This window comes from Alteromonas sp. KUL49 (genome assembly GCF_006538345.1).
Taxonomy (GTDB): domain Bacteria; phylum Pseudomonadota; class Gammaproteobacteria; order Enterobacterales; family Alteromonadaceae; genus Alteromonas.
The window spans coordinates 1-11,208 of record NZ_BJKL01000008.1 but is presented as its reverse complement, the minus strand read 5'-3'; the positions used below and the strand labels follow the sequence as shown (position 1 = coordinate 11,208).

Sequence of the window (11,208 nt, the reverse complement as noted above, 5' to 3'; positions counted from 1 at the left end):
AATCGGCGTGTAGATGGTTTTTTAACTCACATGAGCACAAATGTACAATTCCCCTAGTATTTGTGGGGGGTAAGATGAAGTCTCTTTGTTAGAAATTCACTAAAACTGACCATGCGGTCTAGGTTCTAGGAGAATAAAATCCCAAAATTTAGTCATTAATATGATGAATTATGCGCAACAGATTGGACTTTTGTTATAGCGGTAAAGCCTGTTAGGATACTGTTAAAATAACAATACAATTCAATGTTAATGCATTCAGATTCTCCAAATGATTCTTGGGCTATCCGCTTCGCACAATTTGTGCAGCGTTTTGGTACCTTAAAACTCAGTATTCTATTCGTTGTACTTTCACTCGTATTTACTCTTGGCGGTTCTTACGTCATACGGGTAAGTATGGGAAGCCAAGTGCAGCCCGATGACTTTATTAGCGCCGTTGTGCTTACTATGCTTTCAGCACCCTGGGTGTTGTACTTTTTTAGTGAGCTAATAAAGCAGCTAGAAAATTCGCGTACCAATTTAAAAGAAGTGGTTAATCAGCTAGAACGTTTGCGGGAAGAGGATGTGTTCTTGAACCGCGAGTTGCAAACTAATATTCGTCAATTGAATCATGAGATTGAGCAACGCAAACTAGCGCAAGAAGAGCGAGAAGCGTTGTTTAAGGATTTAGAAAAAGAGATCCAAGACAAGTCTGAAAAAGAGTCTCAAGCGAGACGCCTATCTACGTTACTACGATCCATTATTGATGCGTCGCCAGATCTTATTTACTACAGAAATGAAGAAGGTCGTTTTGCTGGTTGTAATCGAATCGCAGAGCTAATGACGGGTAAGTCGGAACAAGAGTTACTTGGGCTGACCCCGCAAGACGTTTATGAAGAAGATATCGCGCGTCAAATTGTCGCTAGTGATCACGAAGTGTTAGAAACGAACGCTAGCATTACAGAAGAAATGTGGCTGCGCTTTGCCGACGGTCGCAGGCGTTACTTTGAAATGAAACGTGTACCGTTTTTCGACAGAGATGGTAATCGTTTGGGCTTGCTATCATTTGGTCGTGATATGACTGAACGCAAACAAGCTGAAAATGCAGCGGCGAAAGCGAGCACAGATAAAACTCGTTTTATCGCTACTATTAGCCACGAGTTGCGAACGCCACTTAATGGCATTGTTGGCTTAAGCCGCATGCTACGTGACACAGAGCTTAGTGAAGAACAGTTCAACTGGGTAAGTACGATTTACGCCAGTGCAATTACGTTAGGTAATATTTTCAACGATATTATCGACCTTGATAAGCTCGACCGTGATAAGCTCGAGCTCAGCTTGAAGACGGTATCGTTGAAAGACTTCACTGAGGAACTCAGCAGTATTATCAGGTTACTCGCTGTTGATAAGCAGTTAGAACTGAAAACGACCATTGAAGAGCCCTTGCCTCGTCTTATTGAAGTCGATGGAACCCGTTTGCGTCAGATTCTTTGGAATATTTTGTTTAATGCAGTGAAGTTTACGCAAAAAGGGTACGTGAGCTTAACGGTGTCTTCAAAGCAAACGGACAATGATCTATGCATGGTGCGTTTTGTGATTGAAGATACGGGAGTAGGGATCCCACAAGACGACATCGACAAAATCTTCGCCATGTATTACCAAGTTGATCACCCAGACCATCAGTCTGCAACTGGCACCGGTATCGGACTTGCTATCTGCAAGCAGATGGTGGATCTCATGGATGGTGAAATTAAAGTGGCTAGTCAGGTAGGCAAGGGAACCCGATTTGAAATTGACCTTCCGTTGCAAATCTCGAAGCAACCTATGCAAGTGGCGCAGCTGCAAGTCACAGGGTTGAACATCTTGCTCGTTGAAGACATCGAACTCAACGTAATGGTAGCTAAAGCATTATTGGAAAAGCTTGGTCAGAAAGTCGATGTTGCGATGACAGGTCAAGAAGCCATAGATAAAGCGAGAGAGACACAATACGACCTGATATTACTCGATATTCAATTACCTGACATGACAGGCTTCGACGTGGCAAGCACGCTACATGAGGAAGACCTTGTGATGCAAACGCCGATTGTTGCGTTAACAGCAAACGTTATTAAAAAACGCGATGAATACCTTGAGAATGGTATGGATGACGTTATTGCTAAACCTGTCAAAAAGTCTCGCGTGATTGAAGTGTTCAATGAGCTCTTCCATGCACCTCCGGCACCGCTAGAAATCGACGGCGAAATACAACGTTCAGAACCGAGTAAAACATTAAGTAACATTTTAGATATGGACTTGTTGCAGATGTTGATAGATACCATAGGGGATGAAATGGTGCGTGCCAGTGTGAAGGTATTCCAAGAAAAAATGCCTGAGTATATGGAAATTCTTCAACTGAGCTTGAGCGCTGACGAAAAATCAGAAGTTTGCTCACAGGCCCATAAAATTAAAGGTGCGGCGAGTTCTGTTGGTTTAGCGAGGGTGCAGCGCATCGCAAATCAGATTCAACAAGGCGATCACCCTGCTTGGTGGCAGAATGTGCATGACTGGGTTGAAGAGTTACAGATGGCTGTTGAGACCGATATGAAGTCTCTACACCAATGGCTTAATCAACAGCGTGTTGATGACTAAAGATAGGTCATAGTCCTCCAGGGGGCTGGGAACAACAATTTCAAAAAGGAGTTTATTTATGGAATTGAATGAAGATTTTAGCAATCAGAGCGTTGCTGATTTACCTAAGTTAGAGTCCCAGCCTATGGTGGATATATCACCCAAATATCGACGACTAAACCTGTTGGTGACTAGCATTGCAGTTGTCGTCATCATAGGTATTCTCAGTGCGATTCGATTCCAACCATTTTTTGAGCTCAACCATGGATTAATATTAGCCTATCCCTTCAGCGTCTCCATTGTATTCGCCTTGGGGGTATGGTCTTTTGTTTATCATTTTTTTGCTGACCCACTGATAGGCTATTGTTTGCGAGAACAAGACATTAGTTTGAAGAAAGGGCTCATCTTCAGAAGTCTTTCTTGTCAGCCTATTTTGCGCATCCAACATGTTGAAGTTAAGCGCGGTCCCTTAATGCGTCTTGCTGGATTGAGTGCCCTGCATGTTTTCTCTGCTGGCGGCGCATTGCATACGTTTCAAATTCCAGGGCTTGAAGATGATACTGCTCAGCAGTTACGTCAGTTTATTCTTGATCACAAAGCACTAAGCGAAGGGCAGTTTTAATGTCTTCCCAAGGCACCGAGCCCATGTCTCCACAAGTGCAAACTGTAGCGGTTGAGACGGGCAGTGAGTGGCGGATGCTGTCTTACATCGCGATTGTTACTTTTCCATTAAGAATATATTTAAAACAGCGCAAACACTTATTTATGCAGTACCTGCATTAGCTATCACGGCAAACGTCACCGACATGCTCGCGTCACCACTCTCGTATTTAGTGCTCTTTGGCGCAGTGACCGTATTGAGTGTGAGTGGCTTGGTGAGTTTTTTGATGTATCGCTTTCGGATACACAATGAACATGTAGAGATTCGAAGCGGTGTTTTCCAGCGCGCGCATATCAATTTGCCTTTTTGGCGTATTCAAAACGTTAAGATTGAACACCCTTTTTATTATCGGCCTTTCGGCTATTCAGTTGTGGTGCTTGATACCGCGGGAAGTGCGAAAGAGGAAGCTAATATTGTCGCAGTCACCACAGAATATGCAGAAGCGCTCAAAAGCCAGGTATTGAGCCATCAAAAATCTGAGACAAGCAATACTGCGACGAGTGAAGCGGTAGAGGTCGAAAAAAACGACACTTCGCACCTAAATACTTTGGACGAAACTGTCATCAATCGCCGCAGTATTGGCGATATTGTTATCCACGGTTTTACCAATAATCGCGTATGGATTTTACTTGGCGCGGCAGCGCCATTTTACGATACGCTTGTGGAGCGCGTTGGAGGTTGGCTTACTTCAAAAGGTTTACAGCTCGATCAGCTTGTCGGTGAGCAAACCATTGCATGGTGGCAGTTCGGTCTTTATGCATTTGCCATTGTGATGATGCTGATGGCCTTACTCGCATTGCTTAGCGTTGGTGGGGCACTGTTTACTTTTTACGGTTATACCTTGTCGAAAACCGCTGATCGCTATATCCGCCGTAGTGGCTTGTTGAATAAGCAAGAAGTCAGTATGCGTGCAACGCGCATACAAGTGGTTTCAGCAAAACAAGATTGGTTGGATAAAATTCTCAAACGAGTGAATTTGTATTTTGAGCAAAACGCCAGCTTGGATCACGGCGCTCCAGAGCTGATGTCATCGAATAGGCTCATTGTACCGTCGGTAACGGTAGAAGAAACTGCCACATTAGCTCAAGAAGTACTACCAGACTGTAACCTCTACAGAGACGACTACAGAAGCATAAACCGAAGATATATATGGCATTGTTTTCTTGTTGGGTTACTCGCTCCATTTGCTATCGCAATGACTATTGGCATTGTTGGACAACATTGGGACGTGATTGCAGGTACGTTAGCGGTAACTGCGGCCATTGCGGGGATTATAGTCTTGCGATGGTGGCGTTGGGGTATTGCTGAGGACGGTGACTACATTTATGTTCGAAGTGGAAGAGTGGGCATAGACTACAAGTGCTTCCAACGCTTTAAAGTGCAACAAGTGGTGATTAGACAGAGCTGGTTCATGAAACGAAGGGGACTGGCAAGTGTGAAGTTTATCATGGCGTCTGGTGCGATCACTGTGCCTTTTTTACCCGAGGACTATGTATGGTCGCTCATCAACAAGACGGCGTACAGTGTTGAATCCACACGCCGCTCGTGGATGTAAATTTAGCGGCTTTTCAATCTTCTTCGCCGTTGAATATGACTCTGTCTTTACCTGTGTTTTTAGCTGTGTAAAGGTGCTTATCAGCAGTATCAATAATATGATCTAGTTGATCTGCTGATTCACCAGATACACCCACGCTACAGGTTAACGCTAGTTGCTCTTGTGTAAATGGAGTTGTTCTTACCTTTTCCATGAACAATATTAGATCATCGTAGAACGCCGATTCATCACGCGTGGATAACACGGTAAACTCTTCGCCACCATACCGTGCAACGAGGTCATTTGGAAATTTTTGTTGCATAATTGCAGCCATTTCTTGGAGAACGTGATCTCCAATTTTATGGCCGTAAGTATCATTAACTGACTTGAAGTTATCAACGTCAAACATTGCGACCATAAAGTTGTCACTAGTGCTATGCGTTCTTTGAATTCGCTCGCCCTCTTCAAAAAGAAAACGCCGATTGTATATATGAGTTAGCGGGTCTAGATACGCAGATTTTCTTATTGTTTCTATCATTTCCTGTGATTCTAAATTCTTTAGCACTCGGCAGAAAAATTCCTCGTGATAGAAAGGCTTAGTGAGGAAGTCGTTTGCACCGCTTTTAATAAATTTGGCTGATAGTACGCTGTCACCTGCAGCAGATAGACCTATAAACACCAAATCTTGCAGATTTCTATTTTGTCTAATGGCTTTAATTAGTTCACATCCATCCATGTTAGGCATGAGGTAGTCGGATATGACAAGTTTTACATCAGGGTGTTGTTTTAGCTGGTCTAGTGCCTCTAAGCCGTCAGTGGTTGAGATGACCTGAAAATGAAACTTCTTGAGCAAATTACAGATGTACGCGCTGGTGGTTTTAGAGTCTTCAACCACAAGCACTTTTGTAGTGAGGTTTTTGCGTAGTCGGTCCGCTAGGTTGACTACTTGTGTGTAGGAATAGCGAGACTCTTTAGTAATGTAGTCAATAACACCTTTGTTGAGCAATGACGTACGGAGATTCTCATCAAAGTTACCCGTAAGTACTATGGTAGGAATTTCATGACTCAACATTAATTCCACACTCTCGCCGTTTGGAGCGTCGGGTAGATTTAGATCCGCGATGGCTACCAAAAAGTCTTTATCCTTGGCAATTTGTTCCTTCGCTTCGGCTAAATTCGCACAAGCAACACAGTGAAGATTGGGGTTGTCCCCGATCAATTTTGTGAGTACTTTGCGGACAGTGGAACTGTCTTCAATGACCAAAACTTTTTGCATTTTTAGGTTTCAACTACTGCGTTTCATCAAAGAATACAAAAAAAAGTTCTAGATTGCTTTAGTACGGGGGCAAATTTAAACCTATGTCTAAGGTGGGGATTGTATGTAAACGTGAAGGAAGCGCTTTCTCAGTAAAATCAGAACGATATAAAATGTGAGAGAAACGAGAGGGGAAAGAACCCCTCTTAAATCAGAGTGTTGGAATTCGAACCCAGCCTTCCATTAAGATGCGAGCGCTTCGGCTCATAACCGCTTGTTCGATTTTCCATGCGCCGCTTGCTTGATTGGCTTTAGCACCTACACGCAACGTGCCTGAAGGGTGTCCAAAGGTCACAGCATCGCGCTCTTTACCGCCGGCGGCAAGGTTTACCAGTGTGCCAGGAATCGCTGATGCTGCTGCAATGGCTACAGCCGCTGTACCCATCATGGCATGGTGTAACTTACCCATAGACATAGCGCGAACCAGTATGTCTGTATCTTTAGTGCTAATCACCTTACCACTTGAAGCTGCGTAATTTTGCGGCGCAGCAACCATGGCAACTTTTGGGGTGTGTTGGCGATTCGCGGCTTCGTCTACATGATTTATCAATCCCATTGCCACGGCGCCGTGAGCACGGATTGCCTCAAACATCGCTAGGGTGTCAGGGTTACTATTGATATCATCTTGTAGTTCGGTGCCGCTAAAACCTATATCGTCTGCGTTGACGAATATGGTAGGAATACCTGCGTTTATCATGGTGGCGTTTAGCGTACCTACGCCTGGGACTTCCAAGGCATCTACTTTATTACCCGTAGGGAAAATATCGCCTTCGCCATCAGCCGGGTCAACGAATGCTACTTCCACTTCTGCCGCTGGAAAAGTAACTCCATCGAGCTCAAAATCGCCTGTCTCTTGCACTTCACCATCGGTGATTGGCACTTTCGCAATGATGGTTTTACCGATATTGGCTTGCCAAATAGTTACCTCAGCAATACCGTTTTCGGGAAGTTTTTCACGGTCGACCAAGCCATTGTTTATGGCAAAAGCGCCAACGGCAGCGGTGAGGTTACCGCAGTTACCACTCCAATCCACAAAAGCTTTATCAATAGCAACTTGACCGAACAGGTAATCAACGTCAAAACCTACTCGTTCACTTTTGCTAATGATCACTGTTTTGCTGGTACTAGACGTCGCTCCGCCCATGCCGTCGGTTTGTTTGCCATACGGGTCTGGGCTACCAATGACTCGAAGGAGCAAAGCATCTCTGACTTCGCCTGGCTGCTGAGCAGCCTCTGGCAAATCAGTAAGACTGAAAAAAACACCCTTACTGGTGCCGCCACGCATGTAGGTAGCGGGAATTCGAAGTTGGGGTTTGTGCTTACTCATTAGGCTTCAGCTTCCAAAAAGTCTTTGGCAAAGCGTTGAAGAACGCCGCCAGCACTGTAGATAGACACTTCTTCTGCGGTATCTAGTCGACACTTGACGACTACCTCTTCTGTAGTGCCATCCGTGCGATTGATCACAAGTGTCAGTTCTGCGCTTGGTGATGGCGTGCCTTTTACATCATAGGTTTCTGTGCCATCCAAACCTAATGTGATACGAGTCATACCATTAACAAATTCCAATGGTAATACGCCCATACCTATTAAGTTAGTACGGTGAATGCGCTCAAAACCTTCAGCTACAATCACCTCAACACCTGCTAAACGGACACCTTTAGCTGCCCAGTCTCGCGACGAGCCCTGACCGTAATCTGCACCCGCAACCACAATCAGTGGTTGTGCACGGTTCATGTAGGTTTCAATAGCTTCCCACATACGAACCACTTTGCCCTCTGGCTCTACGCGAGCCAGTGAACCTTGCTTCACTTCGCCATTTTCTACAACCATTTCGTTGAACAGTTTAGGGTTGGCGAGTGTCGCACGCTGGGCAGTTAAATGGTCACCACGGTGGGTAGCGTATGAGTTGAAGTCCTCTTCTGGTAAGCCCATTTTTGCGAGGTATTCGCCTGCGGCGCTAGACGCTAAAATTGCATTGGATGGCGAAAGGTGATCGGTAGTGATATTGTCACCCAAAATCGCCAGTGGCCGCATACCGTGTAACGTACGTGGTTTGTCCATAGCACCTTCCCAGTAGGGCGGGCGACGGATATAAGTACTCATTCCGCGCCAGTCGTATAGCGGATTAAGTGCGGTGCCTTCGTCAACTCGAATATCAAACATTGGCTCGTACACTTTTCTAAAGTGCTCTGGTTTGACACTTTGCGCAACAATGGCGTCGATTTCTTCGTCGCTAGGCCAGATATCTTTTAGGGTAACAGAGTTGCCGTTTGCATCGGTACCTAGCACGTCTTTCTCGATATCAAAACGCACGGTGCCTGCAATAGCGTAGGCCACTACTAATGCTGGTGATGCAAGAAATGCTTGCTTGGCATATGGGTGAATACGTCCATCGAAGTTACGGTTACCCGAAAGTACCGCCGTTGAATAAAGATCGCGGTCTATGATTTCCTGCTGAATCATAGGATCTAAAGCACCACTCATACCATTACACGTAGTACAGGCAAAGGCTACTACGCCAAAACCAAGTTGCTCAAGTTCACTCATGAGATTGGCATCTTCGAGGTACAACTTAACGGCTTTCGAGCCTGGTGCGAGTGATGATTTTACCCAAGGTTTTCGAGTTAATCCGAGCTTGTTGGCATTGCGGGCTAGTAACCCTGCAGCGATAACATTTCGTGGGTTAGAGGTATTAGTACAACTGGTAATGGCCGCGATTATGACAGCGCCATCTGGCATCTTACCCGCTTCTTCTTGCCATTCACCAGCGATGCCTTTGGCGGCTAAATCACTCGTTGCTAATCTCGCGTGAGGATTCGATGGCCCCGCCATATTTCTTCCTACCGAAGATAAATCAAAAGTGAGTACTCTTTCGTATTCCGCGGTGTGTAAATCATCTGCCCACAAACCCGTGTGCTTCGCGTATTGCTCAACCAATGAAATCTGTTTTTCTTCTCGACCCGTTAAACGCAGATAGTCTATGGTTTGCTGGTCGATGTAGAACATGGCGGCAGTAGCACCGTATTCCGGAGTCATGTTGGATATGGTTGCACGATCTCCCAATGTAAGGTGCGAGGCACCTTCGCCATAAAATTCCAGATAGGAAGAGATTACTCTTTCTTTGCGTAAGAACTCAGTGAGTGCGAGTACGATATCAGTGGCAGTAATTCCCGGCTGGGGTTTGCCGGTTAACTCAACACCAATAATATCAGGCAGGCGCATATAAGAGGCACGCCCAAGCATAACACTTTCTGCTTCTAGGCCTCCGACACCAATGGCGATAACACCTAAAGCATCAACATGTGGTGTATGACTGTCGGTGCCAACAAGCGTATCGGGAAACGCAACCCCATCTCTGGCTTGAATGACTGGAGACATGCGCTCAAGGTTGATTTGGTGCATGATGCCATTGCCAGGCGGTATTACATCCACATTTTTAAAGGCTGTTTTTGTCCAGTTGATAAAGTGGAATCGGTCGTCATTTCTGCGATCTTCAATCGCACGGTTTTTCTCGAAGGCATCTTTTTCAAAGCCTGCGTGTTCAACGGCGAGTGAATGGTCAACAATCAATTGGGTGGGAACCACTGGATTCACTTTCGCTGGGTCACCACCTTTGGCGGCGATAGCATCTCGAAGACCTGCCAAATCAACCAAAGCGGTTTGCCCTAAAATGTCGTGACACACCACTCGAGCAGGGAACCACGGGAAGTCTAGGTCCCGTTTACGGTAAATCAGTTGTTTGAGCGAATCGTTCAATGTGTCTGGATTGCAGCGGCGTACAAGATTTTCCGCTAATACGCGTGATGTATATGGCAATTTGGCGTAAGCACCAGCCTCAATCGCATCTACGGCTTCACGGGTGTCAAAAAAGTCGATCCCCGCTCCAGGTAGTGGTTTTCTGAAATCGTTATTCATTGTCATTGCTCACTAACCGCGCTCAGCAATAGGGGGGACTGAACGTAAGTCTTCACCCGTGTATTCGGCTGATGGGCGAATAATACGGTTGTCAGCGCGCTGCTCCATCACATGAGCTGCCCAACCTGTTAGGCGAGACATAACGAAAATTGGAGTGAACAACTTAGTTGGAATGCCCATGAAGTTGTAGGCAGAGGCATGGAAAAAGTCGGCATTACAGAAGAGTTTCTTCTCGCGCCACATGACTTCTTCACAACGAACCGATACCGGATAAAGCACTTCGTCGCCCACATCTGCTGCCAGTTTTTCTGACCAGCCTTTAATGATTTCATTACGCGGATCTGACTCAGAATATATAGCGTGACCAAAGCCCATGATTTTTTCTTTGCGCTCTAGCATACCCATCATTTTTTCTTCGGCGTCATCTGCAGAAGTGAAGCCTTGGATCATTTCCATGGCTGCCTCGTTAGCACCACCGTGCAGTGGGCCGCGCAATGAACCAATAGCACCAGTTACGCAAGAGTGCATATCTGATAGGGTTGAAGCACAAACACGTGCGGTAAAAGTCGAAGCATTGAATTCGTGCTCAGCATACAAAATTAGCGACACGTGCATCACTTGTTCGTGAAGTTCGTTGGGCTTTTCACCGTGAAGCATATGTAAGAAGTGCGCGCCGATAGAGTCGTCGTCTGTTTCTACGTTCACACGAATACCGTCGTGGCTGTAACGGTACCAGTAACAAATGATGCTAGGGAAGCAAGCAAGCATGCGGTCAGTAACATCACCTTGTTGAGCGAAGTCAGTCTCCATTTCAAGATTACCAAGCATGGAACAACCGGTGCGCAGTACATCCATAGGGTGAGCGTCTTTTGGAATGCGCTCTAGCACGTCTTTGAGTGCGTCGGGTAGGCCGCGCATGCCCTTGAGCAATGCTTTGTATTCATTGAGCTCAGTTTGAGTAGGCAGCTTGCCTTTCAAAATAAGATAAGCCACTTCTTCAAATTGACAGTTTTCTGCCAAGTCTTTTACGTCGTATCCACGGTACGTCAGGCCAGACCCTGAAACACCTACGGTTGATAACGCAGTTTTACCTGCAACTTGACCACGTAATCCTGCGCCACTGAGTTGTTTAGCCATCTTATTGTCTCCGGTCCTGTAAATTTGTTAGGTACAAAGGTATTCTAATATTCTGATTGTTTT

General features: G+C 45.6%; 7 protein-coding genes. 3 read left to right on the top strand and 4 right to left on the bottom strand.

Annotated features, from left to right (window positions below):
- The first annotated feature begins 249 nt into the window (after positions 1 to 249).
- The 3 genes from arcB to EYS00_RS14290 all read left to right on the top strand — a co-directional run bounded on the left by arcB (position 250) and on the right by EYS00_RS14290 (position 4,799).
- The gene (arcB, locus tag EYS00_RS14300; protein ID WP_130637783.1) at positions 250 to 2,604 is read left to right on the top strand and encodes an aerobic respiration two-component sensor histidine kinase ArcB; all 2,355 of its coding nucleotides are present in this window, start codon (positions 250 to 252) and stop codon (positions 2,602 to 2,604) included.
- 58 nt (positions 2,605 to 2,662) lie between these two features.
- The gene (locus EYS00_RS14295) at positions 2,663 to 3,205 is read left to right on the top strand and encodes a PH domain-containing protein (RefSeq protein WP_130637781.1); all 543 of its coding nucleotides are present in this window, start codon (positions 2,663 to 2,665) and stop codon (positions 3,203 to 3,205) included.
- Between the two features lie 67 nt (positions 3,206 to 3,272).
- On the top strand, positions 3,273 to 4,799 hold the full coding sequence (locus tag EYS00_RS14290) for a PH domain-containing protein (protein WP_242618781.1): 1,527 nt from the start codon (positions 3,273 to 3,275) through the stop codon (positions 4,797 to 4,799).
- A gap of 13 nt (positions 4,800 to 4,812) precedes the next feature.
- On the opposite strand, the gene EYS00_RS14285 is transcribed toward EYS00_RS14290, so the two are convergent.
- The 4 genes from EYS00_RS14285 to prpC all read right to left on the bottom strand — a co-directional run bounded on the left by EYS00_RS14285 (position 4,813) and on the right by prpC (position 11,145).
- On the bottom strand, positions 4,813 to 6,054 hold the full coding sequence (locus tag EYS00_RS14285; RefSeq protein WP_130637779.1) for a response regulator: 1,242 nt from the start codon (positions 6,052 to 6,054) through the stop codon (positions 4,813 to 4,815).
- A gap of 190 nt (positions 6,055 to 6,244) precedes the next feature.
- Positions 6,245 to 7,420: a 2-methylaconitate cis-trans isomerase PrpF gene (gene prpF, locus EYS00_RS14280; protein ID WP_130637777.1), complete on the bottom strand. Its 1,176-nt coding sequence runs from the start codon at positions 7,418 to 7,420 to the stop codon at positions 6,245 to 6,247.
- Positions 7,420 to 10,008: a Fe/S-dependent 2-methylisocitrate dehydratase AcnD gene (gene acnD, locus EYS00_RS14275; RefSeq protein ID WP_130637775.1), complete on the bottom strand. Its 2,589-nt coding sequence runs from the start codon at positions 10,006 to 10,008 to the stop codon at positions 7,420 to 7,422. Before acnD ends, prpF begins: the two co-directional genes overlap by 1 nt.
- A 12-nt stretch (positions 10,009 to 10,020) precedes the next feature.
- Positions 10,021 to 11,145 (bottom strand): 2-methylcitrate synthase, encoded by a 1,125-nt coding sequence (gene prpC, locus EYS00_RS14270; protein WP_130637773.1) that lies wholly within the window; start codon positions 11,143 to 11,145, stop codon positions 10,021 to 10,023.
- Between the last annotated feature and the right edge of the window lie 63 nt (positions 11,146 to 11,208).